Below are 26,517 nucleotides of genomic sequence, written 5' to 3'. Positions count from 1 at the left end.
TCCCCACCACTTCACCCCCACCCCCCAACCACCACCAGGCCCGTCGTAGCGCGACGCCCCTTGATCGCACCCTCGGACGGGTCGAACGACTCTGAGAGGCACGATATGAGCACTGCACGCATCTTCCGTCCCCACCGCTGGCGCCTGGTGGCCGCCGCCAGCGTCATTGCCCTGCTGGTCTCCGGCTGTGGGTCGCGTCCAGGCGCCGCCAAGGGCGGCGAGGCAAAGGACGCCGGCGGCGTCGTCAACATGGTGATGGCTCCCGACCCGGTCTGGAAGTGGATGGAGAGCCAAGGCATCAAGCAGCAGATGGAGGAGGAGGCGGGGATTCAGGTCCTCACCTCGTCCTCTTGGGACGAGTACGGGGTGTACGCCGGCGGCCACGCGGACGTCGTCTCAGCCGCGTCGTACGAGGTACCCGACCTGGAAAAGCAGACCGGCGAGAAGACAACAATCTTCGGCAAGTTCAATTCCGACAGAAGCATCCTGGCCGTGTCGGCAAAGAGCAACGCCCAGACCATCTGCGACCTCAAGGGCAAGAAGATCGTGACGCACAGCGCCGTCTCGATCACGATCATGTGGGGCGTCTACGCCCGCAAGTTCTGCAACCTCGACCTGCGCGCCGGGGGCGGCGACTTCGAGCTCGTCGTGACCGACCCGCAGAACGCCGCCGGCCTCATCGAGCGTGGTGACGCCGACGCCGGTCTGCTGCTGCCCGACTTCTCGATTCCGCAGCTGTCCAGCGGCGCGATCAAGCCGCTCTACGACTCCAAGTCGGTCTCGCAGATTTACGCCGAGAAGTTCTCCTCCGACCCGCAGAACGTCACCCACCCCCAGAACAATGTCTTCGTCGCTCGTAAGGCCTGGGTCGAGAAGAACCCCGAGGAGGCGGCCTTCCTGGTCAAGATCTGGGACCGCGGCGTGCAGGAGTGGGCTAAGAACCGCGACGCGATCGTCAAGGCCTACCCCGAGGACTTCGCCGCCGAGACGCCCGAGGAGAAGGCGTTCATCCAGGACTGGCTGGCCAACAAGTACGACTGGTTCGTCGACACGACCTACCTCGACCAGGCGTGGGTCGACAGCGAGACCAAGCTGTTCGAACTGATGAAGGAGACCGGCTACGTCGACAAGAACACGCCGGCCCCCGACTTCACCATCCTCCCGAAGTCCTGAACCTCGAGTCCCGACGCATCCAGCAGGCCCGGTGTGGCCGGGTGAGTGGGCCCGGTAGGGCCGAGTGAAGGAGAGATGATGACGGATCAGCTGGTGGGCGCGGCTCCGGCCGCGCCCCCCGCGGACCCCGACGACCGCGAGGCGAGCGCCCGCAGGATCGCCCGGCTGCGGCGCTGGCGGCGCACCGGCCTGCTCGTCATGGGCTGGATCGCGATGTTCCTGCTATGGGAGTTCGGCTCTTGGTGGTACGGATCCCGGCTGCTGCCCCGCCCGCACGAGGTCATCCAAGCGGCGGTCGAGATCGTCGAGAACGGCAACTTCGTCACCGACTTCTCGGCGAGCGTGCTGAAGACCTTCGCCGGTTTCGGGGTCGCCGCCGCCGTCGGGGCGCCGGTCGGCTATCTGATGGGCCGGTACAACTACTGGCGGGCGTTCTTCCACGATGGCGTGACCATCGCCGGCACGATCCCCGCGATCGTCTACGCGGTCATGTCGCTGATCGTGTTCGGCCTGTCGAACTTCGGGCCGATCCTCGCGGTCGCGCTCGTGTCCGCGCCCTACGTCGCGCTCAACGTCGCCGAGGGCATCCGAGGCGTCGACAAGTCCCTGGTCACCATGAGCGAGGCATTCGGGCGGGCCCCGCACCAGATCCGCCGGGAGGTGCTGCTCCCGACGATCGTGCCGTTCGTGTTCGCCGCGATCCGGATGTGCTTCGCGGTGGCCTGGAAGGTCGAGGCGCTGACCGAAGTGTTCGGAGGCCGCAACGGTGTCGGCTTCCAGATCCGCACCGAGTACCAGCTCTACGACATCGCTGCCGTGCTCGCGTGGACGTCCCTGTTCATCGTGTTCATGCTCCTCATTGAGCGCCTGGTCCTGTTCAAGGCCGAGGCACGGCTCCTCGCATGGCGTCCGGAGGAAAGGAGTTCCGCCTTATGAGCACCACGTTCCAGGCCACCGTCAACCGGCGCCGCTCGACCAGCGAGATCGAGCAGAGCACGCCGACCTGGCGCAAGCGGCTCACCTCCGACGGGGCCGCCCGGGTCGCCGCGCTGCTGTCCTTCTTCCTGTTCTGGGTCCTGATGTCGCTGCTCTTCGGCCGCGTCCCGGGCCCGGTCGAGGTGGTGCAGCGGCTCGGCGAGGAGTTCTCCCGCGGCGAGGTCTTCGGCAACTTCGGCTCGACGCTCTACCGCTTCGGCGTCGGGTTGCTGCTCGCGACCGTCGTGGGCATCGCGATCGGTGTGCTGATGGGCCTCTCCTCGCTGTCCCGGGCGTTCTTCGAGAGCCCGGTCCTGGTCGGCCTGTCGATCCCGGCGATCATCTGGTCGTTTCTCACGGTGATGTGGTTCGGCTTCGGCGACATGAGCCCGATCATCACGACGTTTCTGACCTCGGTGCCGTTCGTGGTCGTCAACGTCGCCCAAGGCGTGCGGGGCGTCTCCCGCGACCTGCGCGACATGTCGTCGACGTACAACGTGCCGGTCACCCGCCGCATCCGCGACCTCGTCCTCCCAGCCGTCACCGGGTACATCGCGGCCGGCGTGCGCTTCGCGATCATCATCGGCTGGAACGGCGTCCTGCTCGCCGAATGGTTCGGCGGCGGCGGGGGCGTCGGTTACCGTGCCCGCTTCTGGTACGACGCCAACCGGTTCGGCGGGTTCGCCGCCTGGGTCGTGCTGTTCGTCGGCTTCATCGTGCTGCTCGACCGGCTCGTGCTCGACCGCGCGATCAAGCGCGCCTTCCGCTGGCGGGATGGCTGATGACCCCGTCCGCCCCCATCCTGCACACCCCCAGCCCTAGGGAGCTCTCGTGGCAGTCCTGACCGTCAAGAACCTCGCCAAGACCTTCAACCTGGGCACTCCCCGGGCGAGCCGGGTCCTTGACGACATCTCCTTCGAGGTGAGCGGCCAGACATTCGTTTCGATCGTCGGGCCGTCGGGCTGCGGCAAGAGCACGTTGCTCAACATCATCTCGGGTGTGGAGGAGCACACCTCCGGCGAGATCAGCCTGACCAGTGACGATGGCGGCCCGGCCCGTATGGGCTACGTCTTCCAGGACCCGCGGCTGCTTCCCTGGCGCAGCGTCATGCGAAACATGATGTACGTCCAGAACGACCGGAGCGAGGCCACCGTGGCCAGGGCCAAGCGGTACCTCGAGATGGTGGGCCTGGCGAAGAACGCCAACTTCTATCCCGGTCAGCTGTCCGGCGGCATGCAGCAGCGCGTCGGCATCGCCCGCGCCTTCGCGGTCGAGCCCGACCTGCTGCTGATGGACGAACCGTTCAGCCACCTCGACGCGATCACCGCCCGAGGGCTTCGCGCGCAGCTACAGGACATCTGGGCCCAGTCGAAGAAGACCGTGGTCTTCGTGACCCACGACGTCGTCGAGGCCGTCGAGCTGTCCGACCGGATCATCGTGCTCCAGCCCGGCGGCCGGATCTACGAGGACATCACCATCGATCTGCCCCGCCCGCGCCGGCAGACCGACCCCACGGTGGCCACCCTCCAGGCCGAGGTGCTCGCGCGTCTCGAGGCCATGAAGGAAATGAGCCCCACTGCCGAGCCCGTGGCCTGACCGCACCCGCCCAGTACAGGAGCACCATGAGCACCCACCTGAAGTCCCCCACCGGCGGCGTGCCCGCCGCCCACGGCAACGACGACGTCTCCGTCGTCGTCCGCGAGGTGATCAAGGACGTTCGCGCGAACGGCGACGAGGCCGTACGCCGCTACTCCGAGAAGTTCGACAACTGGTCGCCCGAGTCGTTCAGGCTCGGGCCGGAGCAGATCGAGGAGCTCGTCGCGTCACTGACGTCCGAGGTCGTCGACGACATCCGAACCGTGCAGGCCAACGTCCGCGACTTCGCCCAACGCCAGCGCGACACCCTGCAGGACCTGGAGGTGGAGACCCAGCCGGGCGTGTTCCTGGGCCAGAAGCACCTGCCGATCGTCGCGGCCGGTGCCTACGTGCCCGGGGGCCGCTACCCGCTGACCGCCTCGGCGCACATGACCGTCGTGACGGCGAAGGTCGCCGGGGTCGAGCGAGTCACTGCCTGCACCCCGCCGCTGCGCGGAAAGATCCCAGCGGCGACCGTGGCCGCCCTGCACCTGGCCGGCGCGGACGAGATCTTCCTGCTCGGCGGTGTCCAGGCGGTCGCCGCGATGGCCATCGGCACCGAGTCGATCGGCAAGGTCGACCTGATCGCCGGCCCCGGCAACGCGTACGTCGCCGAGGCGAAGCGGCAGCTGTTCGGTGAGGTTGGCATCGACCTGTTCGCCGGACCGACCGAGATCCTCGTCGTGGCCGACGATGCGGCCGATCCGTTCGTGGTGGCCGTCGACCTGCTCAGCCAGGCCGAGCACGGGCCGGACTCCCCGGCGGTGCTCATCACCACCTCAGAAGCACTCGCCCGAGCGGTCATGGTCCACGTCGACGAGATCCTTCCGGGCATGTCGACCAACGACATGGCCGGCCCCGCGTGGCGCGACCACGGGGAGGTGCACGTCGTCGAAAACCTCGACGCGGCGTACGCGCTCGCCGACACCTACGCCAGCGAGCACGTGCAAATCCTCACCCGCAACCCGCGCGAGGCCCTGGACAAGATGCGGCACTACGGCGCGCTCTTCCTCGGCGAGGGCACCTGCGTGTCATATGGCGACAAGGTGATCGGCACCAACCACGTGCTGCCCACCCGCGGTGCCGCCCGCTACACCGGCGGGCTGTGGGTCGGGAAGTACCTGCGCACCGTGACGTACCAGGAGGTCACCGATCCCGCCGCCAGCGCCCGGCTCGGCGAGCTGTGCGGCCGCGCCGCACGCGTGGAGCTCTTCGAGGGTCACGCCCGCTCCGGCGACGTCCGGGCCGCGAAGTACGCCGGCGCGCAGCTGCCCTGGGCGCCCACGCCCGTCGGCTGAGTCCGCTTTCGCCCCACGTCCCAACGAACAGAAGGTCATCCATGCCCAGCGGATCCCACCGAACCGTCGACATCCACGCCCACGTCATCCTCCCCGACTGCCAGCCGCTCGTGGAGGGGCTGATGGCGCCGGAGATGGAGCCGTTCAGCTACTACGGCGGCGACGAGACCAACGCCTACCAGCTCGAGCACGTCCGCGAGATCATGCCGCAGGCAACCGACCCGCAGACACGGATCGCCGACATGGACCGGATGGGCATCGACGTCCAGGCCATCTCGGTGGCCCCGGCCGGCTACTTCTACTGGGCCGACCCGGAGCTCGCCCGTGAGCTCGCCCGGATGCAGAACGAGAACCTCGCCAAGATCGTCGGCGACCACGCCAATCGGTTCGTCGGGTTGGCCACCGTACCGATGCAGGACGTGCGATCGGCGGTCGAGGAACTCGAGCGGTGCGTCACGGAGTACGACTTCCGGGGCGTCGAGATCAACACCAACGTCATGGGAATGGATCTCGACGACCGCCGGTTCCGGCCGTTCTTCGCCAAGGCGGAGGAGCTCGACGTCGTCGTGATGCTGCACCCCAACGGGTTCACGGGCGGCGAACGGTTCCGGAAGTACTACCTGACCAACGTCATCGGCAACCCGCTCGACACCACGCTCGCGCTGACCCGGATCATCCATGGCGGGGTCCTCGAGGAACACCCCAACCTCAAGCTGGTCGCCGTGCACGGCGGCGGCTACCTGCCGTTCTACTCCTCCCGAATGGACCACGCCTACGAGTTGCGGCCCGAAGGCCGGCACCACATCTCACGACCGCCGAGCACCTACCTCAAGCAGATCTACGTCGACTGCCTGGTGTTCGACGCGCCGCACCTGGAGTTCCTGGTCCAGCAGATGGGGGCCGATCACGTCGTCATCGGCACCGACTATCCGTTCGACATGGGCCACTACGACCCGCTCGGCCAGATTGACGAGACCCGCGGGCTCAGCGACGACGACCGGGAGGCCATCCGCGGTCGGACGGCAGCGCGGCTGCTGAAGCTCACCGACTGATCCGCCGACCGGGGCGCGCGCCGTCAGACCAAACCGGCGGCCGCGATCCCGGCCAGCACGCACGCCTCGTCCACGTCCGAGACGTCGCCACTTGCGCCGACGGCTCCCAGCAGGGAGCCGTCGGCGTCGCGTACCAGAACACCTCCCGCCGCGGGCGCCAGCCGACCGCCGGTCACTGCGGCGAGCGAGGCGAAGAACGTCGGCTGCCGCTCCGCCCGCTGGGCGATCTCCCGCGACGACATGCCCATACCGAGCGCGCCGAAGGCCTTGGCGGTCGCGATCTCGACGCGCAGGATGCCCGCGCCGTCCTCGCGCTTCACCACGACCACATGGCCGCCCGGGTCGAGCACCGCCACCGCGAGCGGCGCCGCCCTGACCACGCGGGCGTGTCGCAGCGTCCCGGCGGCAACCGCCTCCGCCTGCGCCAAGGTCATCCCGCTCAACCCCGCACCTCCGCCTCGACGACCTCCAGCAGCGCGGCCGCGTCGGCATCGGCCCACCCGGCGTCCACCGCCTTCGTGTACAGCGGCAGTGTCGCGTCGAGCACCGGCGTGGCGACGCCGACCGACGCGGCCAGCTCCTGCACCAATGAAACGTCCTTGACGAACATCGACACCCGCGCGGTCGCCGGCCGGTAGGCACGCTCGACCATGAGCGACCCGCGCTTGTCGAAGATGACCGACCCGCCCGCCCCCTCGCGGACCGTCTCGAAGAGGACCGCCGGGTCGAGGCCCGCGGCCACGCCGAGCGCGAACGCCTCCGCCGTCGACGCGTTGTGGATCGACACCAGCAGGTTGGCGACCAGCTTCATCGTGATGCCGTGGCCGAAGGGCCCGACGAACCGCACTGACCGCGCGAACGCTGTCATCACCGGACGGGCCTTCTCGAACGCCGCCTCGTCGCCGCTGCCGAGCACCACCAGGTCGCGGTCGCGGGCCTGCGCGCCGGTACCGCTGAGCGGGCAGTCGAGCAGCGGTACGCCGACCGCGGCGAGCAGATCGCGGCACTCCTGCTTCACGGCCAGCGACAGCGTCGACGTCTCGACGACGACGAGGTCGGCCGGCTCCGCGGCGGCGAGGCCCCGGCACACCTCCAGCGCCGCCGCGGCGGACGGAAGCGAGGTGACCACGACCGCCGACTCGCGCGCGAGGGCGGCGAGGTCGCGGGCCGGGCGGCCGCCGCGGGCGACCAGTTCGTCGACCGCGGGCCGGGCCAGGTCGGTGCCGGTCACGTCGAAGCCGGCGGTCAGCAGGTGGCCGGACATCGCCGACCCCATGATCCCGAGGCCGACCACGCCGACCGTCGTCACGTCCGTCTGGGCTGTCGTCATCCGGCCACCCTAGGGCGAGCCGGTGTGAACAGGGGTGTCAGCAAACGTCAGTGCCGGGCCGCCGGACTGCTGGGCGACAGGTGTCCCAGGCTCAGGGGCGGCGCAGCACGAGGTCGCAGGCGATGCGGACCTCGGGGCGGTCGAGCCGGAGCCCCGAAATCGCGGCTATCCGGTCGAGCCGGTGCCGGACGGTGGTGACGTGCACGCCGAGCTCACGGGCCGTCGCCGAGGCGCTGCCGCACGCTGCGAGGAACGCGCGCAGAGTGCGCTCCAGCTCGCCGCCTTCTGGCCCGGTGCCGCGGTCGGCCGCGCGCAGCCGATCGATCCCCGACAGCCGGACACCCGCCGGCAGCGCGGCAACCACGTCCGCGACGAGCACCACGGCGTCGACGTCTGCGTACGCGACGAACGACCCGTCGTCGCCTGCCACGACTGTCGCGGCCGTCGCCTCGGCACGCAGCCGCGGCAGGACGGCGAGGCCGGCGCCGACCGAGCTCGCCGCGACCCTCATGGTGCGCAGCGGGCCGTCGCCGGCGAGCCTCAACACCTCCTGGCCGAGCCGCGCGGCCGTCTTCTCGGACTCTTCGGCGCGCAGGGCCACCAGGGCGAGCCCGCCGTCGCCGCGGGGGGTCACCACCCAGCGGCGGTGGAACGAGTCAAGACAGAGCCGCAGGTGCTCCAGCAGGCGCGTCCTCCCGGCCTCCCCGTCCTCCGTCCGTGCCCGCGCCTGTGCCGGACCGGCGACGGACAGGACCACGAAGCGCCCGTCCCGGTCGAAGCCGAGCCGGTCGGCAGCTGCAGGTGCCCCGGGCAGTCCGTCGAGCAGCGCGGAGGCGAGCCGCGACCGGTGCGCCTCCTCGGCGTCGAGCCGCTCAAGGTGCCGCAGCAGGGCGGGCGTCTCCTCGTCGACGGCGCGGCGGAAGATGCGGGCCGCCCCGTCGCCGAGCGGCCGCTCGCCCTCCGCGACCCAGGCGAACCCCAGCAGGCGGTCTCCGGCCCGGAACGCCGTGATCAGCCGGCGGTGCGCCTTCCGCGGGCCGTCGGACAGGTCGACGACGTCCGCGGTGCCGCGGAGCCGGTCGAGGCTTCCGGTCCGGGTCAGATGCTCGAGCCACACACCCGGGATCCTGCGGCCGAGGATCGCCTCGGCGCGGCCACGGTCCATCGGGCCGACGAAAGCGGAGTAACCGAGCACTCGGAACGACGGGTCCTCCAGGATGACCGGCCCGCCCACCACCTCGGCGATCCGGTCCGCGATGTCGAACGGCGACGCGGTGGTCCCGGGCCGGGGCGGTGTCGGGGCTGCCGAACCGGGGCGCCGGAGCGCTTCATCGATCGGTGCGTTCATGACCGTAAATCTACTCCGATTAGAGCGTCCGTGCCGCGCGCGGCCGCCCTAGAGTTCCGACACCCAGCCACCCCGGTCAGCGGGGCCGGCCCGACGGAAGGGAGCGTCGACGTGCAGCTCGTCGACCTGTCACAGGACATCTACCAGGGCATGCAGGTCTATCCCGGCCACCTCAAGACCGTGGTGTTCGACCACGCGTTGCACGAAGAGACGGCGCTGCGCTTCGTGGGCGGCTTCTCGTTCCAGACCAAGGGCATCATCTTCAACGACAACGGCCCGACCCACGTCGACTCGTTCTCCCACCTCGACCCCGACCCGTCGGCCCAGACCATCGACCAGATGTCGCTCGACCTGTTCTACGGCGCGGCGGTCTGCCTCGACGTCTCGCACGTCGGCGCCGGCCAGGACATCACCGCCGAGCACCTCGACGCGGCGCAGGACGCCGTCGACGTGACCGTCGAGCGCGGCGACATCCTGCTGCTGCACACCGGGACGCACGGCCGGTACGCCGGGCAGCCGCAGTACCTCACCGAATTCCCCGGTCTCGGGGAGACCGGCAGCGAATGGATTGTCGAGCACGGGGTGAAGACATTCGGCGTGGACAGCCCGACACCCGACAACCCGACCAGCAAGTCCTACCCGTGCCACATGATGTGCCGCCGCCACCACATCACCCACTACGAGAACCTCACCAACCTCGACCAGCTGATCGGCAAGCGGTTCACGTTCATCGGCTTCCCGCTCAAGGTGCTCGGCGCCCACGGCGGCCCGACCCGCGCGGTCGCCCTGCTCGACGGTCCGGCGTGACCACCGTCGACGGGCCCGCCTTCCCGGGCGACCGGGTGGCGGGCCGTACCGCCGTCGTGACCGGTGCCGGCAGCGGGCTTGGCCGTGCGATCACGCTCGCTCTCGCGGCCCGCGGCGCCCGCGTGGTCGCGGTCGGGCGCAACCGGGAGCGGCTCGATGCAGTGGCGGCCGAGGCCAAGGCGATGCCCGGGAGCGTCCGGGTCACGGCGGCCGACGTGTCCGACCCGGCGAGCGTTGCCGCGCTCGCCGAGGAGGTGGCCGACGAGACGGTGGAGATCCTGGTCAACAACGCCGGCGTCCCTGGCCCCGTCGCGCCGCTGGTCGACATCGAGCCCGACGAGTGGGACGACGTCTTCGCGACCAACGTCCGCGGCATCTACCTGATGTGCCGGGCGTTCCTCCCGGCGATGGTCGAGCGGGGCGTCGGCGATGTGATCAACCTCGCGTCGGTGAGCGGCAAGCGCCCGCTGACCCGCCGCACGCCGTACACCGCTTCCAAAATGGCGGTGATCGGGCTGACCGCGACACTCGCGTACGAAGTGGGCCCGGCAGGCGTCTCGGTGAACTGCCTGTCGCCGGGTCCGGTCCAGGGGCCGCGGATGACCCGCAACTTCAACCTGGAGGCCGAGCGCACCGGGACGACGTACGAGGAGGCCGAGGAGGCGTTCGTGTCGCGGGCAGCGCTGCACCGGATGCTCACCGAGGACGAGGTGGCCGCGGCCGTCGTCGCGATGCTGCACATGCCCGGCCTCTGCGCGGCCGACATCGACCTGTCCGCGGGGATGGTGGCGCGCTAAGCCCCGTCCCGCTCCTGGGTGAGCAGGTAGTCGAGCACGACGGCGTGTGACGACGCGAGGTGGGCGCGGGTGAGCTCGGCGGCAGCCCGCGCTTCCTGCGCCTTCACCGCGTCGAGGATCTGCCGGTGCTCCTCCTGCAGGTGCCCGGCCTGGCCGACCACGTCGAGGTGGAAATAGATGTAGCGGTCGGTGAGCCGCCGCAGCTGCTCGACCATCGCGATCATGCGCGGCCGTCCGGCCAGCGTGTAGACCTCCGCGTGGAAAGCCGCGTTGGTCTCCACCCAGGTGCCCGGCCAGATGGCCGGGTCATCCATCACCGCGAGCAGATGGGTCATCCGCGTGATGCCGGCCCGGCCCACCCGCGGGACGGCGAGCCGGGTGGCGACGGGTTCGACCGCCTCACGCAGCTCGTAGAGTTCCTGCAGGTCGTCGATGGACAGCGGGGTCACCACCGCGGTGGCGCCGCGTAGCTCGACGAGCCCTTCGCTGGCGAGCTGCTGGAGGGCGTCGCGGACCGGGATGCGGCTAACGCCGTACTCCTCGGCCAGGCCGGCCTGCGACAGCGCGGTCCCCGGCCGGAGCTGTCCGCTGGACACACGCTCGCGCAGGCTACCCGCCACTCGCGCGGCGGCCGACTCGGTGGACACCCGAGCAGTCTGCCGTACGTCGGTTGAACCCGTCATGCCGCCACGTCAGCGCTCGCCACGGCGTAGCGACCCGACCACGAGCCGGTCGATGCTCACGTCGAGAGCGCGCTCGTCGCCAACATCGCCGAACACCCTGAGCATGTCCTTGATGTCGCCGTGCACCCGCGGGCTGCGGGCGCGCAGCTGCGCAACCATGTCGTCGACCCGCTTGGTCAGGGCGTCACGCGTGTCGACCACCTCGTTGAGCAGGCCGAGCTCCGCCGCCTGTTCGGCGGCCAGTGGCTCTCCCGTCGCGGTGAGCCAGAACGCCTTCCGGCGGCCGACCACGCGAGGCAGCCAGGCGAGGACCAGGGCCGGCGCGAGGCCGATGCCGACTTCGGGGAACCGGAAGGCCGCGTCCCGCACCGCCACCGACACGTCGAAGGCCGCCACCAGGCCGACACCGAACCCGGCCGCGTCGCCCTGCACCTCGGCGACGGTCACCAGCCTCGTCCGCTGCGCCGAGCGGGTGAGCCCGGCGAGCGCCTCGGCCTCCGCCCGCACCTCGGCCGGGGTCGAGCCGCCACGGTCGCGGCCAAGGCAGAACACGTCACCGGTTGCCCGTAGGCGCAGCACGTGCGCGCCCTCCGGCGGGTCGTCGAGTACGGCCGCCAGCTGTCCGCACAGCTCGATGCTGAACAGGTTCTCCGGGGGCCGGGACAGCTCGGCCAGGATCACGCCGTTCTCGACCGGGTGGATGGTCAGGTCGCTCATCAGTTCAGCCTTCCGGTCGCTTTGCCGCCGTACCAGTCAACGTCGTCGGGCGCCGTCCGGACGGTGACCGCACGCACCTGCGTGAAGTCGTGGAACGACTCCCAGCCGCCCTCGCGGCCAATTCCGCTCTCCTTGAGACCACCCCACGGGGAGGACGGGTCCAGGCGGTGGTGGTCGTTGATCCAGACCATCCCGGCCTCGAGCCGGGACGCCACGCGGTGGGCGCGGGCGATGTCACGGGTCCATATCGCGGAGCCGAGGGCGTACGGCGAGTCGTTGGCGATCGCGACGGCCTCGTCCTCCTCGTCGAAGGGGATCGCCACGACGACGGGCCCGAAGATCTCCTCGCGGGCCACGGTCATGTCGTTGGTGACATTGGCCAGCACGGTCGGCTGCACGAAGAAGCCGTCCTCCAGCCCGGGCACGGTCGCGGCGGCGCCACCCGTGACGACGCGGGCGCCGGACCGCACGCCCTCGGCGATGCGGCCGAGGATCCGGTCCCTGGCTCGGGCGGAGATCACCGGGCCGAGCTGTGTGGACTCGTCGCTGGGGTTGCCGATGCGAATTCCCTCGGCGACCGCGGTCAGCGCGTCGAGGAACCCGTCGTGGATGCTGCGGTGCACCAGCAGCCGGCTACCCGCGATGCAGGTCTGGCCGGCCCCGATGAAGCCGCCGAACGCGGCGCCGCGCGCGGCCACGTCGACGGGTGTGTCACCGAAGATGATGACCGGCGACTTACCGCCGAGCTCTAGTGTGGTCTTGGCGAAGCGCCTCGCGGCCGCGAGCGCGATCGACCGGCCAGGCTCGGTGCCGCCGGTGAACACCACCTTCTTTACCAACGGGTGCTCGGTGAGAGCGGCGCCCACGACCGGGCCGAGGCCGTTGACGACGTTGAGTACGCCGTCGGGAATGCCGGCCTCGTGGGCGATGTCGGCCAGCAGCATCGCGGTCAGGGGGGTCTGCTCGGACGGCTTCAGCACCACCGAGTTGCCGGTCGTCAGCGCGGGCGCGAGGGACTTCGACGCGATCATCATCGGGTGGTTGAACGACGCCAGGATCGTGACCACGCCGAGGGGCAGCCGGCTGGTGTACGAGTGGTAGGGCCCGGGCATCGGGACCACCGCGTCGCGGTCCGCGAGCAGCAGCGAGGCGTTGTAGCGGTACCACTCCGGCAGCCGGGTGATCTGCGCCTTCGTCTCGGTCAGTGGCCGGCCGTTGTTGGCGGTCTCCAGCTGGTAGAGGTCGCTCATCCGCGCCGCGATCCCGTCGGCGAACCGGTGCAGGATCCGCGACCGCTCGTGGATTGGCATCCGGCTCCACACGCCGGAGTCGAAGGCCTCCTGGGCGACCCGGACGGCCTCCTCGACGTCGGCCTGGTCGGCACTGTCGGCGACCGCGAGCACGCCGCCCGTCGCGGGATTGACGACATCGAGCCGAGGGCCCCGCCCCTCGACGACCCGGCCGCCGATGCGTAGCCCGGTCGCCAGTGGTCCAGAGGGGAGCGCCACCGTCGGCTGGATGTGGGCCGTGGTCACGGTGCCGTCCGCTTGGTATACATCATGGCGTGAAGGTATACACGAGTTCTGGTCAGGTCAACGGTCCCCGCGTCTCCGTGCTCGGCACCGGGGTGATGGGCGCCAGGATGGCGCGCAACCTCGCCGCGGCCGGGCTGCCGCTCAACGTCTGGAACCGCACGCCCGAGCGGGCGGCCCCGCTGGCCAAGGCCGGCGCCCGAGTGGCCCCGACGGTCGCCGACGCTGTCCGCGACGCCGACGTCGTCCTGACGATGCTGTGGGACGCCGACACCGTCGAGGAGGTGCTCCGCGACGCGGACGGAGCGTTCGCGCAGGGCGCGGTGCTGCTGCAGACCAGCACCGTCGGCGTCGACGGCGCCGCGCGCCTGGCCGACGTGGCGGCCGAGCTCGGGTTGCGGTACGTCGACGCGCCGGTCCTCGGTACCAAACATCCCGCTGAGCAGGGAACCCTCGTCGTGCTGGCGTCCGGGCCCGCCGACACGCGGGCCGTGCTCACTCCAGTGCTCGACGCAATCGGCTCCCGGACCGTCTGGCTCGGCGAGGCCGGCACGGCCTCGCGGCTCAAGCTCGCGGCCAACGCGTTCGTGCTCAACGTGACGGCGGCCATCGCCGAGTCGATGGCGGTGGCGGGCGCGCTCGGCCTCGCCCCGACAGCGTTCCTGGACGCGATCCACGGCGGCCCGATGGAGTCGCCGTTCGTCGCGGCCAAGGGCACCCTGATGGCGGCAGGCGACTACCCGCTCTCCTTCGCAGTCGACAGCGGGATCAAGGACGCCCGATTCATCCTCGCCGCGGCCGGCGACGCCGCGCCCCTCACCGCCGTCACGCTCGAGCTGCTCGCGACCGCCTCCGCGGCAGGCCACGGCGGCGACGACATCGCGGCGCTCGCCCACGCCGTATCCCAGCCGCGGGGGGCGCGGTGAGCCGCCCAGTTGCCGTCGTCACGGGCGGCACGCGTGGCATCGGGGCTGCCACGGCCGAACTCCTCGCCGACCGCGGCCACGACCTGGTGCTGGGCTACCGGTCGCGCGACGCCGAGGCGGCCGAGCTGGCCGAACAGCTGGGCGAGCGGGGCGTAGAGGTGCGCACCGTGCGCTGCGACGTCGCAGACGAGGCTGATGTCGAGCGACTGTTCGCCGTCGCCGACGCGCTGGGTCCGCTGGCCGCGCTGGTCAACAACGCCGGGGTCCTCGAACAGCAACGGTCGATGGTCGAAATCGACATGGCTCGCTGGCGCCGGGTCTTCTCCGTCAACGTCTTCGGCGCGGCCGCGTGTTGCCGTGCCGCGGTCCGCCGCATGTCCACCCAGACCGGCGGCAAGGGCGGCGCGATCGTCAACCTGTCGTCGCGCGCCGCGCAGCTCGGCTCGCCTCAGGAGTACGTCGACTACGCCGCCAGCAAGGCCGCTGTCGACACGATGACCCGGGGACTCGCGCTGGAGGTGGCCCGGCACGGCGTGCGGGTGAACGCCGTGCGCCCCGGCATCATCGACACCGAGATTCACGCGGGGGGTGGGGATCCGGGGCGCGTGCCGCGGCTCGGCCCCGCGCAGCCGATGGGACGGCCGGGCACGGCCGTCGAGGTCGCAGAGGCCGTCGTGTGGCTGCTCTCACCAGCAGCGTCGTACATCACCGGCACCATGCTCGACGTTTCGGGCGGCCGCTGAACCGACGACGCCTGCCGGCTCCCTCGGTGCGCGGGCTGATCATCGAAGCCGGCCGCCTGCACGTCATCGCCAGCCGCATGACAGCGATGGTTCAGCGCTGGCTACCGCGGCGGCACCGTCACTGACGACTTGCGTCATTCACCGCCTGCGGATTCACAGGCCACGCCACTGCCCAGACACAGATCACGAACGAGACTGCCGATACGCGGAACAGACCGCGGGGCGACGCACAGGAAGCGAGAGCACGCCGTGAGACTGGGTTACTTCTCGATGCCGCTGCACCCACTCGGCCGGACGTGGGCCGAAACCCTCCAGGAGGACCGCGAGGCGGTCATCCTGGCGGACTCGCTGGGCTTCCACGACGCGTTCATCGGAGAACACCTCACCGACCAGCACGAGAACATCACCAACAGCCTGCTGTTCCTCGCAACGCTGATCTCCGACACGCAGCACATTCGGCTGGCGACCGGCACCACGAACCTGTCACAGCAGCACCCGGCGCTGGTAGCGGCGAACTCAGCGATGTTTGACCACCTCAGCAACGGCCGGTTCATCCTCGGCATCAGCCCTGGCGCGCTGACCTCCGACGCGGAGGCGCTCGGCATCCTGCACGAGGACCGCAATCGGATCTTCGCCGAGGCGATCGACGTGATCACGAAGATCTGGGAGCTGGACCCGCCGTACTCAATCGATCTGCCCGACAACCGGTTCAAGGTCACCACCGAGACCACCATCGACCTCGACTTCGGCGTCGGCATCATGCCGAAGCCGCTCCAGCAGCCCCGGCCCGAGATTGTCGGCACCGTCGTGGCGCCGTTCTCCAAAGGCGTCATCGCGATGGGCCAACGGGACTTCCACCCGCTGTCGGCCAACTTCCTGCTCCCGCAGTGGGTGGCCACCCATTGGCCCAACTATGTTCAGGGCAAGCAAGCCGCCGGCGAGGTGGCAGCCCCGGCCGACTGGCGCGTGGCTCGTACCGTGTTCATCGCCGACGACCCTAGCGTGGCGCAGGCCTACGGCCGCGACAACGAGGACAGCCCGTACCGGTTCTACTACTCGCAGATGCTGAAGAAGATGCGGAAACTCGGCCGCCTCGAGCTGTTCAAGACGCACCGGGACCAGCCGGACGAGGAGATCACGCTCGACTACGTTCTCGACAAGCTGGTCATCGCCGGCACGCCGGAGTCGGTTACCGAGCAGATCCTCGCCTTCCGCCAGGAGATCGGCGAGTTCGGCGAACTCGTGTACGCCGGACTGGACTGGGTCGACCCGCGGCTGGCCCGCCGCTCGATGGAGTTGATGGCGCAGAAGGTCATGCCCGACGTCAACTCGGCCCTGGGCTCCGCGGCGTGAGCGACCGCCTGCCACTGCTCTCCGACGCCGAGCTCACCCACGAGCAGCGCTCGGCCGCCGCACGGATCGCCGCCGGTCCGCGCGGCGCGGTCTTCGGGCCGTTCGTGCCACTGCTGCGCAGCCCCGAACTGATGACCCGGCTCCAACTGGTCGGCGAGTACCTGCGGTTCGACAGCGCACTCGACGACGACCTGGTGGAGCTGGTGATCCTCTACGTCGCGCGGGCTTGGGACCAGGAGTTCGAGTTCGGCTACCACCAGCCGCTGGCGTTGCAGGCAGGCCTCCCCGAGGACGTCGTCGACGCCGTCGCGCGGGGCGTGCGGCCGGCGGGTGGCCGGCCGGAGGTCGGTTATGTGTACGACCTGCTCGACGAACTGCACATCACGCGCCAGGTCTCCGACGCGACGTACGCCTCCGCTGTCGAGGCACTGGGCGAGGCGCGGGTCGTCGAGGTGGTCGGCACAGCCGGCTACTACACCACTCTGGCAATGACGATGAACACCGCCCGGACGCCCCCGCCCGCCCGGGCGCCACGACTTCCGGCCCGGGAGCGCGCATGAAGGCCCCGCTGGTCCTACTGCACCCGCTGGGTGTCGACCACCGGTTCTGGAACCCAGTGGTCGAAGCGCTGCCCGACGACGTGGGCGACGTCGTTGTGCCCGACCTGCTGGGTCACGGGTCCGCCCCGCTGCCGCCGCAGGGCGCGACAATTGATGACTTCGCCGATGCGATCGAGGCTGACATCGCCAGGCATAGCGAGGTCCATCTCGTAGGGGTGTCGCTCGGCGGCCTGGTCGCCCAGGTGCTCGCAGCTCGACGGCCCGACCTTGTGAAGCGACTCGTCGTCGCCGACGCCGTCGCGGTCTACCCCGACGCCATGCGAGCGATGTGGCGCAACCGGGCTGCCACGGTGCGGCGTGAGGGCCTCGAGGCCGCCGTCGAGCCGATGGAGGCGCTGTGGTTCTCCGAGGCGTTCCGCCGGGACGCGACCGATGCGGTCGAGCGCGTGCGCCGGATCCTGCTGGCCAGCGACCCAGAGGGCTACGCCCGCACATGTGAGGCGTTGGCGATCGCGGACACCACCGCCGTGGTGGGGTCGGTTGCGGCGTCGGTGCTCGTGGCGTGCGGCAAGGACGACGCTCTGCCGTTCCGGCAAGCGACCCAATGGTTCGCCGCGACGCTTCCAGCGGTGACGGTGGCGTGGCTCCCGGGCGGGCACGCCGCGGCATACGAGCACCCGAAGCCTTTTGCGGACGTGGTGGCGGGCTTTCTCTCCTGACCGTCGGTGCGGATAAGCCGTCGCCTCGCGTTCGGCCTGGGCGAGGGAGACGTAGGAGCAGCCGTACCAGCCGGACGGCGACCTCAGGCAGGGTTCGCCGCCGCTGAAGGGAGTGGCCGAGCAGCGCCGTCTTGTGCAGCCGGTTTCGCACCGTGCGCTCGTTGCAGTCGCAGCTGCTCTGCCGCCGCTACGTAACTGCTTACCCCACCCCCATGCCCACTCGTCGTCCAGACCGTAGAGCTGGCCGAGGGGGAGGGAGACAACGCTGTTGGCGTATCCGGAACTGGCGAGGATTTGGTCGACTTTGTCGACGATCCACCGCTCGCCTGCCTTGCCGTCAGCGTAGAGCTGAGCCAGGTGGGTGAAGGCTTCCATCGCGGCGGCGCCATCTGTTCCTGGCGCGGCAACACCACATTATGCAAGCGCGGCCGGGAGCAGGGCCCGGATCCGTGCGGGTCGTCGCCGTGAAGCCTGGCGAGCTCGGCGAGGGCTGGCCCGTCTTATCCCCCTGCGAGCCAGAACGCGGCCCACCGAGGGATCCACTCGGTGGGCAACGCGCCCAGCGTCAGCCACGCGACAGGAGTTGGTGCGGGATCCTCGCTGCCGGAGTGTCTGGGCAAATCGTGCATTCGGTCACCGTGTCGACTCGGTGGTGATCGCGAGACGTTTCTTCGCTGGAGTGGTTAGGCGCGGACCGCTAGGGAAGCCGGCTGCTGTCGAACCACGATGCGCCTCGGGTCGTCACGACGAACCACCCACCCGTTCAACGAGCCCGCTGTGCGCCGAGCGGGTGATCGCCTCGAACGCGTCGACGTTGTACAGCATCTCCTCGTACAACACCGGGTACGGCGCTTCGCCGGCGGCGGCACGGGCGAACGCTTCGATGTTCTCGCGGACACTCGGGTACGGCGGCAAGAACACCGTCTTCGGCTCCGCTCCCCGGTGCACGGTGGTGACATCCCAGCCGCGCGGGAGCTCGGGGTGGTTGCGATCACGGATCTCCACCCACGCCTTGGACCCGAGCACCGTCACCCGGCCGACGAACGGCGTGGTGAGGATGGCCGTGATCATCGCAGTTCGGCCGTTCTCGAAGCCCATGGTGATTGTGAGAGTGTCACCGTTTTCGAACGTCGTCGCGTGGATGGCGAGGCGGGCCCACACCTCCACCGGTCGACCGAACACCGCGATCGCCAGGTCGACCATGTGGATGCCGGTGGCCGACAGCGGGCCGACCGGCGCGGCCGCGGTGGACAGCCGCCAGTTGTCGCCCGGCAGGTCCAGGAACTTGTCCTGGCTGAAGTTGCCCTCGAACACCAGCGGGGTACCTAGCTCGCCGCTGCGGCACATCTCGCGCAGTTGCTGGACGGCCGGCTCGAAGCGGCGCTCGTGGCCGATGCCGAGCTGCACGCCCGCCGCCTGCACCGCCGCGATGGCGGCACGGGCCTCGCGGCCGTTGGTGGTCAGCGGCTTCTCGCAGAACACGTGCTTGCCAGCCCTGGCCGCGGCCACAATCTGTTCCGCGTGCAAGCGGTGCGGCGTGCAAAGGATCACCGCCTCGACGGCCTCGTCCGCGAGGGCCTCGTCCAGCGAGGTCGCCACGCGGATGCCGTGCTCGGCTCCGCGCTCACGGGCGGATTTGGCGACGTCCACGCCCAGTACGACTCGAACGTGCTCGCTGTTGGCCAGGTCGGTGACGATCTTCTGGCCCCACCATCCGAGGCCCACGACGGCTGCGTTGATCATCCGAGAAGTCAAGCCTCGGGACCGGGGAAAGCGGACTGTCCCCCGACGTGAAATTCACCCGCCGCGATGACGGAATCCGTCAGTCCCACCGGATACCTCGCCGGGTACGACGCGGAGCAGCAGCCTTCTTACGGTCCCCGGCACCCCGGCACCCGCAATCACACGGCTTGCGTGAGTGCCCACCTTCCCCCCGCTTTGTTCAATGAGCAGCACCGGGAAGAAGGACGTGACACTGTCCGCAGCCAATCCCGGCAGCGACGACGGAGGTAGTGGAATGAAGCCCGCCAGCACCAGCACGGACCGGTCGGTGGATGCGGCCAACTTCCGGCACGTCGTCGGTCACCTCGCCAGCGGGGTCACCGTCGTCACGACCGAGGCGGACGGCAAGCGTCACGGCATGACGGCGAGTTCCGTGACGTCGCTGTCGCTCGACCCGCCGATGATGCTCGCTTGCATCAACAACGCCGTCCCAACCGCACAGGCGGTGTCGATGTCCAGGCGGTACGTCGTCAACGTGCTCGGCGAGGACCAGGGCGAGCTCGCCAAGCAGTTCGCCATCGCGAGCAGTGACAAATTTCGCGGTGTCGCCCTCCGCATTGGGGCGTCCGGGCTGCCGCTGCTCAGCGACGCCCTCGCGCATATCGAGTGCGAGGTCGTCGAGTCGGTCGTCGGCGGTACCCACACGATCTTTCTGGGGCGGGTGGTGTCCGCGACCGCCGGCCAGGGGCAGCCGCTGACGTACTTCCGCGGCGGGTTCGGCCGGTTCGAGTTCGCTCGCGACGATGAGGTCTACGGACGCGCGCGCGAGCTCGTTCTGAGCCGGGTGTACCCCGCCGACCACGCGTTGCCGCTCGACGAACTGGCGACGCAACTCGACGTCGACCCGGCAGCTGCGTTCTACGCGCTGACCCGGCTGTCGTCGGATGGGCTGGTCCGCCGTGACCCGGACCGCGGCTACGTGGTCGCGCCGCTCGACGTGCGCACCTCCGACGAGACCTTCGACGCCCGGCTCGCGATCGAACTCGGCGTTATCGCGCTATCGATGCATCGGGTGACCGATGACGAGGTGGCCGAGCTGCGTCGCCGTTTCGACACGATGGCCGCGCTGCTCGTCGACGACCGGTTCGTGGACTTTCACGGCTATCTCGCCGCCAACTACGCGTTTCACGAGCACCTCGTGTCCCTCGCCTGCAATCCGCTGCTCACGTCGACGTTCGGTCGTCTCAGCATCAAGAGCGTGATGACCCGCTCATTCGGGTCGACGCCGGAAACGTCACAGAAGTTCGTGAAGGTTCAAGGGCGCCTGGTGGAAGCGTTCGAGCGGCGTGACGCACGTGCCGCGAAGCAGGCCGCCGTCGACTACTGCGAGCTCGCAAAGAAGCGGGTCCGCGAGATCCTGGCGTTCACCGGCGGACGGCTCTAGATGCGCCTGCTTACAGTCGGCTGATCGGGGATCCGCCGGGCGCGCTGTGCGGTTCGGCTCAGTTCCGCGTGAGCTTCCTCGATCGCCGCAAGGGTGGCCTGCAGGTGCTGGAGGGTCAGGCGCACGGCGGCCTGTTCGTCCCGCCGCTGGTAGATGTTAAGAAGCTCCTTGTGCTCGGCGTTCGCCTCGGGCGACGGAACATTTGGAGCATAACGGTTGCAATTGCAGGGCCCGGATGTCCGCCCATCGTGGTGACCCCTTCCTGATTTTCGGCCAAGGACCTGAACGGCCCTTAAAGAAAGGCCGAGGTAAGGTCCGATCACGGTTTACCAAGTCAGGCGCGAGGGGTAGCCTCCTGGAAAACTCTCAGTCCATGAGTCGACGAACGACATGCCACGAGACAGGCCTCCGGTATAACCCATTCCGATTAATCGTGTTGGTCCACGCTCATTGGCCTCTGTCGAGGCCGTCCGATTCGGAGGTGTTTGATGAGGCCGGACGAAGGTGTTCCAATCCGATGGATCACTTGGCCAGCTGGCGTAATCGCCGCGCTCGCCTGGGGGGCTGGTCGCCTTACGTCGATCGCGTTTCTTGACCTCATCTTCGTCGCCGCTGTCGCTTGGTTAGGCGGTTGGTTATTGAGCGACTTTACTTGCCGCTACCTCACCCGGCGTGGGGAGCTCGCACCGCGGGAGGGCGAAGTCGAGTGGGCGGTCGACGAGCCGAGACCGCGCCCACAGTGACGGAGCCGCCATTTCCTCGAAATGCTCGCCGACATGCGGCCGGTCGCTGTCGATCGTGCTCACCCCCGTCCAGGCCGGCGACAACCCGCACCTGCTGGCGTTGTTGAGCCCTATCTGCGTCAGCGAGCCTGGATCGGGCCGGCCCGCAAGAACCCCCCACATACTGATCATCGACAAGGGCTTGTGCTTTCTGTCAATCCCCTCGAATCGTGGAGGGCTCCGTTCTGCGGCCCGGGCCTCCAGGGCGCGGGTGGTTGATCGTTCGTAGTCGATGGGGGAGTGCCAGTCGCAGACCGAGTGTCGGCGGCGCCGGTTGTAGAAGTCGGTGATCCAGGTGGCGATCTTCAGGCGGGCTTCGGTGCGGGTGCGGAACTGGCGGCAGTGGACGTACTCGACCTTGATGGTGGAGAAGGTGGCCTCGTCGACGGCGTTGTCGAAGCACGACCCGACTCGGCCCATCGACTGGCTTTCCAACCGGCGCAGGCCCGGGCGAAGTCAGCCGAGGTGTACTGGGCGGATTCAATCGGTCGTCGCTGCCGCGGTCGCTGTGGAAGATCACCCCGTCGACGGTGCCGCCACGGCTGGCGGCGCCCATGGACAGGGACGCGGTGGTCAGGTCCGCGTCGTGATGCGCGCTCATGGCGTAGCCGAGCAGCCGGCGGGAGTACAGGTCGAGCACCGTGGACAAGTACAGCTTGCCCTCATCGGTGATGACCTCGGTCAGGTCCCCGCACCACAACAGGTTCGGCGCGACGGCGGTCCACGTAGGCGTCCACGCCCTCGGGCGCGGCGGCCCGAATCCGCTCATGCAGACCGGGCCCATAGCGCACGGGTGTTACGCCGAGCGAGGAGAGGAACTCGTGGTTGCCTTCGCCCGCGGTGCGGATGACCCGGGCCCCGCGCAGCAACGCCAGCTGCGCCGCGACCACCCCGACACCGCGGACACCACCACGGTGTCGCCGGCCCGCGGGGTGACGGCCTCCACCGACGCCCAGGCGGTGGCCCCGGCCCGGGGGTGGTCGCAGCCTCGTCCCAGCCCAGGCCGTCGGGCTTGGCCGCGACCACCGACACGTCTGCGGCGACGAACTCAGCTTGCGCCGCGCGTGGCGTGAAGCCGATGACGGCCTGTCCGGGGGCGAAACCGGCGACCTTCGGTCCCACCTCGGCGACCACCCCCGAAAAGTCGTTACCCTGCCCTTCCGGGAAGGTCGCCGGCCTGATGTCGGCGAAGATGCCCTCCCGGATACCGATCTCCCCAGGGTTGAGCGCCGCGGTGACGACCTCGACAACCACCTGCCTCGGTCCCGCCGACGGCCGCGGCACTTCCAGGACCTCCAGCACCTCCGGACCGCCCGTACCGTCGGAATCGCACCGCTCGCATTCCATCCTCCTTCTCGGCCGCTCGTCTGCGTATCGGGCCTCGGTCGCGCACGTGGCATGCCGAGCGCCGCGGCCGTCGTCCGAAGGTCGCGACGTACCAGGGTCAGCAGGGAGGGCATCGCCACGCTCGGTGTTGCCCTGCGCCGACTTGCCTGAACCGTTGGCGCGGACTTCCCGGTCAGCTCGGGTAGCCCGTCCCCCGCGCCGGGGACTGCCGGCGCGTCGCGTCTGACTGCCAGGGCTCGTTCGTGGAATGGCTGCGCGGCGAATCGGTCCAGCGTGAACCGCCGGCCATCGCCGGCGCCGGTTCGTCGGACTTACCCGGCTTCGTCGGATCCTCACCCTGCTTCGTCGAGCCGAGCCCGTCCGCGCCGAGCGGGCGGTCCTGTTCCGATACCGGCGGAATGATCGTGTCCGGGACAACGATCGTCGGCTCATCGGCGTCCGACTGCGGCCAGCGCCGCCACCGCTGGACACTGGCGACCCCGACCAGGAGCAGCGAGCCCAGCAGCAGCGTCGTCCCGGTCCGTACGGGGGTGAGCACGTCAATCTGGTAACCCGCCACGCTCAGCTTGTGACTGAGTAGGTCCAGCCACCGTGCCGGGCTGAACAACAGGCCTGCGTAGCTGACCGTGTACGCAAGTCCGGTCAGCACCGAGCCGATCGGGGAGATCCGGACGGTGGCGATGAGCCCGAGGAGAAGGCCAGCAGCCGCCAGTACCAGCAACGGCTTCAGCAGAGCGTTAGGGTCGAGCGCATCACCACTGTCCTGCGCATCCGCGAACACCCGCAGGGACCGGCCTTGTCCAGCGGCGAGCAGGACCCAGGCCAGCGGACCCACGATGAGCGCGGCGATTACGGTCTTGATGTGTCGCATTCGAGCAAGGTACCGAGCTTCCCTCGTTGATCGGCAACCCGATAAGCAAAACTTAAGTTGCCGTCAGGCAACGTCGTCCGGCTAGCTGACTGCGTCGAAGGTGGGCTGTCAGCGTGCGTAGCGCTCGGTGAGTTCCGCGCCGATCCGGGCGAGTTCCCGGCGACTGCTGGCGGGTAGCCGCTGGGCGTGCGCGACGAGTGCCACCACGATCCCCTCCACGCCCAGGGTCCGCGGCCGGGTTACCAGCGCGTCCAGGAATTCGCCGAGTGCCGCGCGGTCCTCGATCTGGCAGGGAACCTCCTGCAGTACGAGGAGGTGCCTGAGGCCCTGGAGTACCGGCAGAGCATCTCCGGCGAGCGCTGACCGACCAGCTTCCGTCCGGCCCGCCTGGCGCGGGCCGGTGCGGTGGTTGATCGACCGGCAACCACGACCGGAAAGGAGCCGGCCGGACCAGCCGGGGCTGGGGCGAGGTCCCGCCAGAGCGGCACGGCCTGCTCGGTGTCGACGGTGACCTGCGGCCGTCCCAGGATGGTCTTCACCTGCGGTGCTCAGCGCGAGTTCGCTGAGCAGCTCGTTCACGTCGCCCACGAGTGGCTGAAGCCGATGACCGGACCGCTGCAGACCCTCGACCCCCTGGCCGCGCGGCTGGACGGTTTCGTCGGCAGCATGTTCGTTCAGATGAGGGGCGACGGCGGCCTCGACTGGCATCAGGTTTGAACAGGGTGGTCGACCTGCTCGGCCAGCTCGCCGACTCCGGCGGGGCGTCGGCTGACCTGCGGTCCACCGGCCGGCAGGCGATCGACGCGTTCAACCGGAGGGTGCTGGCCGACCACGCGGCCGCCTGATTCATCATTCGGGCAGGTGGCGACGGTGAATAGACGCATTGGACAGTCGCCACGACGGCACTGAATGCCCGAAGGTGCCGTTGCGCCTCGTGAGACGCCCCCGGATCATGGCCGTGGCACATCGTTACGCACGGGCCATTCTTCGGGGGAAACCGCCGTGGCGGAGATCAATCACTTTGAGTACGGGTGGATCACGCCCGCGTTGAGCTACGCGCTATCGGTGCTCGGCTCGTTCCTGGGCCTGATCTGTGCCACCCGCATCCGCATCGCGAGCAGCGCAGGCCAGCGGGTCTGGTGGGGCGGGTTGGCCGCCCTGGCGATCGGCGGCACCGCCATCTGGACCATGCACTTCATGGCGATGCTCGGCTTCGCCGTCGAGGGTACCCGGATCCGGTACGACCTGCCGATCACCGCGGCCAGCGCGGTCTTCGCCGTGGTGGCGGTCGGCATCGGACTGGCCATTGCCGGCACCGGGCGGGTGTCCGTACTGCGCATCGTCGGCGGCGGCCTCTTCACCGGCGCCGGGGTCGCGGCGATGCACTACACCGGCATGGCGGCGATGCGGCTCGACGGACGGCTCAGCTACGACCGGACCCGGGTGGTGCTCTCGATTGTCATCGCGGTGGTCGCCGCCACGGTGGCGCTCTGGCTGGCGGTGACCGTCCGCCGAGGCCTGGTGATTTTCGGCTCCGCGCTGGTGATGGGCGTTGCGGTCAACGGCATGCATTTCACCGGGATGAGTGCCCTCTCTGCGCACCTGCATCCGGGCGGGGGCGAGGTCGCCGGTGCGGACGTGAGCACCCTGCTGGTGCCGATCATCCTGGCGGTGATCTTCGTGGTGGTCGGCCTGGTCTACGCGCTGCTTGCGGCCCCCACGGACGAGGACCGCGCCGCAGCGGCGTACCTGAACGGCCGGCTCACCGCCGAGCCCGCCGACCGATCGGGCGAAGTGACTGCGGACCCGGTAGGGCTCCGCGCCCGGCCGACCCTGGGGCGGCCGGGCACGCCGTTTCCGTCCCGCCCGGACCGCGCCCCCCTCTGACGGATCGCGTCGGTCGTCCGTGAGGTGGGCGGCTCTAGCTGGCGTCCTGCCGGGCAGCCAGCGCATCGACGAGGCGGCGGCCGAGGCCGTGGACTATCGGGCCGCGAACATCCGCGCCGGGTACGTCTACGAAATCTCCAACATCGGGGCCTTCCGCGAGCATATGGTGAAGATCGGCATGACCCGACGCCTCGACCCGCTCGACCGGGTGCGGGAGCTCAGCGACGCCTCGGTGCCGTTCAACTTCGACGTGCACGCCCTGTTCTTCTCCGACGACGCCGTCGGCATCGAGACCCAGATGCACACCCGCCTGGCGGACCGTCGCGTGAACCTCGTCAACCAGCGCCGCGAGTTCTTCCGCGTCACCCCGCAGGAGGCCAAGGGGCACCTGCTCGCGCTGACCGGCAACCTCCTGCAGTACGAGGAGGTGCCCGAGGCCCTGGAGTACCGGCAGAGCCTCACCAGCAAGCAGGCAGCGAACGTCTGACCGGCCTGCTTCCGTCCGGCCTGCCGCGCGCGCGCCGGTGCGGTGGCCGACCGACCATGGCGACCACAACCCCCAGGAGGAGACCACGGCCCGGCAGACGACCATCACTGACACCCGGCCCGCCGCCGACGACCCGGTGCTCGACGGCAACGGCAACCCCGTCCCCGTCCCCGCCTTCATCGTCCCCGACGGGCCTTCCGGGCGATCATAGCCGGCAGCGTGCCCGCAAAGGACCGCGAGCACTACCTCGCCAAGAGCGAGGCCCGTGTCGGCATCACCAGGTGCGAGCGCTGCTGACCGGCCAGCCACCGCACCGGCCCGAGCGGGCC

The 26,517-nt window shown here is 69.7% G+C and carries 29 protein-coding genes and 2 pseudogenes; 19 read left to right on the top strand and 12 right to left on the bottom strand.

Features of this window, described 5'->3' with window-relative positions; all coding sequences use genetic code 11:
- Positions 1–105 precede the first annotated feature (105 nt).
- The 6 genes from ACWD5O_RS31860 to ACWD5O_RS31835 all read left to right on the top strand — a co-directional run bounded on the left by ACWD5O_RS31860 (position 106) and on the right by ACWD5O_RS31835 (position 6,133).
- Positions 106–1,173, top strand: coding sequence for an ABC transporter substrate-binding protein (locus ACWD5O_RS31860; RefSeq protein ID WP_354968024.1), 1,068 nt, complete (start codon positions 106–108; stop codon positions 1,171–1,173).
- A 78-nt stretch (positions 1,174–1,251) separates the two neighbouring features.
- Complete coding sequence (locus ACWD5O_RS31855) at positions 1,252–2,109, top strand: ABC transporter permease (RefSeq protein ID WP_354968025.1); 858 nt, start codon at positions 1,252–1,254, stop codon at positions 2,107–2,109.
- Positions 2,076–2,930, top strand: a complete 855-nt coding sequence (locus ACWD5O_RS31850; protein WP_450087580.1) for an ABC transporter permease — start codon at positions 2,076–2,078, stop codon at positions 2,928–2,930. Before ACWD5O_RS31855 ends, ACWD5O_RS31850 begins: the two co-directional genes overlap by 34 nt.
- Positions 2,931–2,979: 49 nt before the next feature.
- Entirely contained in the window at positions 2,980–3,744 is a 765-nt protein-coding gene (locus ACWD5O_RS31845) for an ABC transporter ATP-binding protein (RefSeq protein WP_354968027.1), read from the top strand.
- Positions 3,745–3,770: 26 nt separating this feature from the next.
- Positions 3,771–5,081 (top strand): histidinol dehydrogenase, encoded by a 1,311-nt coding sequence (hisD, locus tag ACWD5O_RS31840; RefSeq protein ID WP_354968028.1) that lies wholly within the window; start codon positions 3,771–3,773, stop codon positions 5,079–5,081.
- Positions 5,082–5,122: 41 nt separating this feature from the next.
- The gene (locus ACWD5O_RS31835) at positions 5,123–6,133 is read left to right on the top strand and encodes an amidohydrolase family protein (RefSeq protein WP_450087579.1); all 1,011 of its coding nucleotides are present in this window, start codon (positions 5,123–5,125) and stop codon (positions 6,131–6,133) included.
- 23 nt (positions 6,134–6,156) lie between these two features.
- On the opposite strand, the gene ACWD5O_RS31830 is transcribed toward ACWD5O_RS31835, so the two are convergent.
- The 3 genes from ACWD5O_RS31830 to ACWD5O_RS31820 form a co-directional block, all read right to left on the bottom strand.
- On the bottom strand, positions 6,157–6,567 hold the full coding sequence (locus ACWD5O_RS31830) for a GlcG/HbpS family heme-binding protein (RefSeq protein ID WP_354968062.1): 411 nt from the start codon (positions 6,565–6,567) through the stop codon (positions 6,157–6,159).
- 5 nt (positions 6,568–6,572) lie between these two features.
- Complete coding sequence (locus tag ACWD5O_RS31825; RefSeq protein ID WP_354968030.1) at positions 6,573–7,463, bottom strand: NAD(P)-dependent oxidoreductase; 891 nt, start codon at positions 7,461–7,463, stop codon at positions 6,573–6,575.
- A gap of 91 nt (positions 7,464–7,554) precedes the next feature.
- The gene (locus ACWD5O_RS31820) at positions 7,555–8,811 is read right to left on the bottom strand and encodes a PucR family transcriptional regulator (RefSeq protein WP_450087578.1); all 1,257 of its coding nucleotides are present in this window, start codon (positions 8,809–8,811) and stop codon (positions 7,555–7,557) included.
- 111 nt (positions 8,812–8,922) lie between these two features.
- Here ACWD5O_RS31820 and ACWD5O_RS31815 point away from each other — a divergent pair, with 111 nt between their 5' ends.
- Positions 8,923–9,618, top strand: a complete 696-nt coding sequence (locus ACWD5O_RS31815; RefSeq protein WP_354968032.1) for a cyclase family protein — start codon at positions 8,923–8,925, stop codon at positions 9,616–9,618.
- Positions 9,615–10,415: an SDR family NAD(P)-dependent oxidoreductase gene (locus ACWD5O_RS31810; RefSeq protein ID WP_354968033.1), complete on the top strand. Its 801-nt coding sequence runs from the start codon at positions 9,615–9,617 to the stop codon at positions 10,413–10,415. The genes ACWD5O_RS31815 and ACWD5O_RS31810 overlap by 4 nt, the downstream gene beginning before the upstream one ends.
- On the opposite strand, the gene ACWD5O_RS31805 is transcribed toward ACWD5O_RS31810, so the two are convergent.
- Genes ACWD5O_RS31805 through ACWD5O_RS31795 form a run of 3 tightly spaced genes read right to left on the bottom strand, consistent with a single transcriptional unit; the run spans position 10,412 to position 13,350 of the window.
- On the bottom strand, positions 10,412–11,062 hold the full coding sequence (locus tag ACWD5O_RS31805; RefSeq protein WP_354968034.1) for a GntR family transcriptional regulator: 651 nt from the start codon (positions 11,060–11,062) through the stop codon (positions 10,412–10,414). The two genes, ACWD5O_RS31810 and ACWD5O_RS31805, sit on opposite strands and share 4 nt — an antisense overlap.
- A 45-nt stretch (positions 11,063–11,107) precedes the next feature.
- On the bottom strand, positions 11,108–11,815 hold the full coding sequence (locus ACWD5O_RS31800) for an enoyl-CoA hydratase/isomerase family protein (RefSeq protein ID WP_354968035.1): 708 nt from the start codon (positions 11,813–11,815) through the stop codon (positions 11,108–11,110).
- Positions 11,815–13,350, bottom strand: a complete 1,536-nt coding sequence (locus ACWD5O_RS31795; RefSeq protein ID WP_450005022.1) for an aldehyde dehydrogenase — start codon at positions 13,348–13,350, stop codon at positions 11,815–11,817. Before ACWD5O_RS31795 ends, ACWD5O_RS31800 begins: the two co-directional genes overlap by 1 nt.
- A gap of 29 nt (positions 13,351–13,379) precedes the next feature.
- Here ACWD5O_RS31795 and ACWD5O_RS31790 point away from each other — a divergent pair, with 29 nt between their 5' ends.
- The 5 genes from ACWD5O_RS31790 to ACWD5O_RS31770 all read left to right on the top strand — a co-directional run bounded on the left by ACWD5O_RS31790 (position 13,380) and on the right by ACWD5O_RS31770 (position 17,648).
- Positions 13,380–14,273 carry an NAD(P)-dependent oxidoreductase gene (locus tag ACWD5O_RS31790; protein WP_450005021.1) on the top strand — a complete coding sequence of 298 codons (894 nt, stop codon included), beginning with the start codon at positions 13,380–13,382 and terminating at the stop codon, positions 14,271–14,273.
- Positions 14,270–15,016 (top strand): SDR family oxidoreductase, encoded by a 747-nt coding sequence (locus ACWD5O_RS31785; RefSeq protein ID WP_450087577.1) that lies wholly within the window; start codon positions 14,270–14,272, stop codon positions 15,014–15,016. The genes ACWD5O_RS31790 and ACWD5O_RS31785 overlap by 4 nt, the downstream gene beginning before the upstream one ends.
- Before the next feature lie 249 nt (positions 15,017–15,265).
- Positions 15,266–16,369 (top strand): LLM class flavin-dependent oxidoreductase, encoded by a 1,104-nt coding sequence (locus ACWD5O_RS31780; protein WP_354968039.1) that lies wholly within the window; start codon positions 15,266–15,268, stop codon positions 16,367–16,369.
- Positions 16,366–16,929 (top strand): carboxymuconolactone decarboxylase family protein, encoded by a 564-nt coding sequence (locus tag ACWD5O_RS31775; protein WP_354968040.1) that lies wholly within the window; start codon positions 16,366–16,368, stop codon positions 16,927–16,929. The genes ACWD5O_RS31780 and ACWD5O_RS31775 overlap by 4 nt, the downstream gene beginning before the upstream one ends.
- The gene (locus ACWD5O_RS31770) at positions 16,926–17,648 is read left to right on the top strand and encodes an alpha/beta fold hydrolase (RefSeq protein WP_354968041.1); all 723 of its coding nucleotides are present in this window, start codon (positions 16,926–16,928) and stop codon (positions 17,646–17,648) included. The genes ACWD5O_RS31775 and ACWD5O_RS31770 overlap by 4 nt, the downstream gene beginning before the upstream one ends.
- Positions 17,649–18,389: 741 nt before the next feature.
- Here the strand turns inward: ACWD5O_RS31770 and ACWD5O_RS31765 are convergent.
- Positions 18,390–19,391, bottom strand: a complete 1,002-nt coding sequence (locus ACWD5O_RS31765) for a Gfo/Idh/MocA family protein (RefSeq protein ID WP_450005020.1) — start codon at positions 19,389–19,391, stop codon at positions 18,390–18,392.
- Positions 19,392–19,593: 202 nt separating this feature from the next.
- On the opposite strand from ACWD5O_RS31765, the gene ACWD5O_RS31760 reads away from it, so the two are divergent.
- Positions 19,594–20,814, top strand: coding sequence for a flavin reductase (locus ACWD5O_RS31760; RefSeq protein WP_450087576.1), 1,221 nt, complete (start codon positions 19,594–19,596; stop codon positions 20,812–20,814).
- A gap of 635 nt (positions 20,815–21,449) precedes the next feature.
- On the opposite strand, the gene ACWD5O_RS31755 is transcribed toward ACWD5O_RS31760, so the two are convergent.
- The 5 genes and pseudogenes from ACWD5O_RS31755 to ACWD5O_RS31735 all read right to left on the bottom strand — a co-directional run bounded on the left by ACWD5O_RS31755 (position 21,450) and on the right by ACWD5O_RS31735 (position 23,814).
- Positions 21,450–22,031 carry an integrase core domain-containing protein gene (locus tag ACWD5O_RS31755; RefSeq protein ID WP_450087575.1) on the bottom strand — a complete coding sequence of 194 codons (582 nt, stop codon included), beginning with the start codon at positions 22,029–22,031 and terminating at the stop codon, positions 21,450–21,452.
- A 118-nt stretch (positions 22,032–22,149) separates the two neighbouring features.
- Positions 22,150–22,365: pseudogene (locus tag ACWD5O_RS31750) on the bottom strand (DDE-type integrase/transposase/recombinase); the annotation flags it as partial.
- Positions 22,259–22,486: a hypothetical protein gene (locus ACWD5O_RS31745; RefSeq protein WP_450087590.1), complete on the bottom strand. Its 228-nt coding sequence runs from the start codon at positions 22,484–22,486 to the stop codon at positions 22,259–22,261. The gene ACWD5O_RS31745 and the pseudogene ACWD5O_RS31750, both read right to left, overlap by 107 nt.
- Before the next feature lie 199 nt (positions 22,487–22,685).
- Positions 22,686–22,943: pseudogene (locus tag ACWD5O_RS31740) on the bottom strand (alcohol dehydrogenase catalytic domain-containing protein); the annotation flags it as partial.
- Positions 22,944–23,115: 172 nt separating this feature from the next.
- Positions 23,116–23,814 (bottom strand): hypothetical protein, encoded by a 699-nt coding sequence (locus ACWD5O_RS31735; RefSeq protein WP_450087574.1) that lies wholly within the window; start codon positions 23,812–23,814, stop codon positions 23,116–23,118.
- 498 nt (positions 23,815–24,312) lie between these two features.
- On the opposite strand from ACWD5O_RS31735, the gene ACWD5O_RS31730 reads away from it, so the two are divergent.
- The 5 genes from ACWD5O_RS31730 (at position 24,313) to ACWD5O_RS31710 (ending at position 26,399) form a co-directional block, all read left to right on the top strand.
- Positions 24,313–24,531, top strand: a complete 219-nt coding sequence (locus tag ACWD5O_RS31730) for a hypothetical protein (RefSeq protein ID WP_354968059.1) — start codon at positions 24,313–24,315, stop codon at positions 24,529–24,531.
- Positions 24,532–24,536: 5 nt separating this feature from the next.
- On the top strand, positions 24,537–24,659 hold the full coding sequence (locus ACWD5O_RS31725) for a hypothetical protein (protein ID WP_450005035.1): 123 nt from the start codon (positions 24,537–24,539) through the stop codon (positions 24,657–24,659).
- 157 nt (positions 24,660–24,816) lie between these two features.
- Positions 24,817–25,701, top strand: a complete 885-nt coding sequence (locus ACWD5O_RS31720) for an MHYT domain-containing protein (protein ID WP_450087573.1) — start codon at positions 24,817–24,819, stop codon at positions 25,699–25,701.
- A 19-nt stretch (positions 25,702–25,720) separates the two neighbouring features.
- Positions 25,721–26,188, top strand: coding sequence for a GIY-YIG nuclease family protein (locus tag ACWD5O_RS31715; protein WP_450087572.1), 468 nt, complete (start codon positions 25,721–25,723; stop codon positions 26,186–26,188).
- Between the two features lie 37 nt (positions 26,189–26,225).
- The gene (locus ACWD5O_RS31710; RefSeq protein ID WP_450087571.1) at positions 26,226–26,399 is read left to right on the top strand and encodes a hypothetical protein; all 174 of its coding nucleotides are present in this window, start codon (positions 26,226–26,228) and stop codon (positions 26,397–26,399) included.
- The last annotated feature ends 118 nt before the right edge of the window (positions 26,400–26,517 follow it).

The organism is Micromonospora sp. NPDC005161 (assembly GCF_053599855.1).
This window is presented reverse-complemented; position numbering and strand designations above follow the sequence as displayed.

Excerpts from the sequence above, each read along its gene's own strand:
- ACWD5O_RS31835 (WP_450087579.1), top strand. The coding sequence starts at position 5,123 with ATGCCCAGCGGATCCCACCGAACCGTCGACATCCACGCCCACGTCATC.
- ACWD5O_RS31735 (WP_450087574.1), bottom strand. The coding sequence starts at position 23,814 with ATGCGACACATCAAGACCGTAATCGCCGCGCTCATCGTGGGTCCGCTG.
- ACWD5O_RS31825 (WP_354968030.1), bottom strand. The coding sequence starts at position 7,463 with ATGACGACAGCCCAGACGGACGTGACGACGGTCGGCGTGGTCGGCCTC.
- ACWD5O_RS31760 (WP_450087576.1), top strand. The coding sequence starts at position 19,594 with ATGAGCAGCACCGGGAAGAAGGACGTGACACTGTCCGCAGCCAATCCC.
- ACWD5O_RS31830 (WP_354968062.1), bottom strand. The coding sequence starts at position 6,567 with ATGACCTTGGCGCAGGCGGAGGCGGTTGCCGCCGGGACGCTGCGACAC.
- ACWD5O_RS31860 (WP_354968024.1), top strand. The coding sequence starts at position 106 with ATGAGCACTGCACGCATCTTCCGTCCCCACCGCTGGCGCCTGGTGGCC.
- ACWD5O_RS31765 (WP_450005020.1), bottom strand. The coding sequence starts at position 19,391 with ATGATCAACGCAGCCGTCGTGGGCCTCGGATGGTGGGGCCAGAAGATC.
- hisD (WP_354968028.1), top strand. The coding sequence starts at position 3,771 with ATGAGCACCCACCTGAAGTCCCCCACCGGCGGCGTGCCCGCCGCCCAC.
- ACWD5O_RS31820 (WP_450087578.1), bottom strand. The coding sequence starts at position 8,811 with ATGAACGCACCGATCGATGAAGCGCTCCGGCGCCCCGGTTCGGCAGCC.
- ACWD5O_RS31855 (WP_354968025.1), top strand. The coding sequence starts at position 1,252 with ATGACGGATCAGCTGGTGGGCGCGGCTCCGGCCGCGCCCCCCGCGGAC.
- ACWD5O_RS31800 (WP_354968035.1), bottom strand. The coding sequence starts at position 11,815 with ATGAGCGACCTGACCATCCACCCGGTCGAGAACGGCGTGATCCTGGCC.
- ACWD5O_RS31770 (WP_354968041.1), top strand. The coding sequence starts at position 16,926 with ATGAAGGCCCCGCTGGTCCTACTGCACCCGCTGGGTGTCGACCACCGG.
- ACWD5O_RS31850 (WP_450087580.1), top strand. The coding sequence starts at position 2,076 with ATGGCGTCCGGAGGAAAGGAGTTCCGCCTTATGAGCACCACGTTCCAG.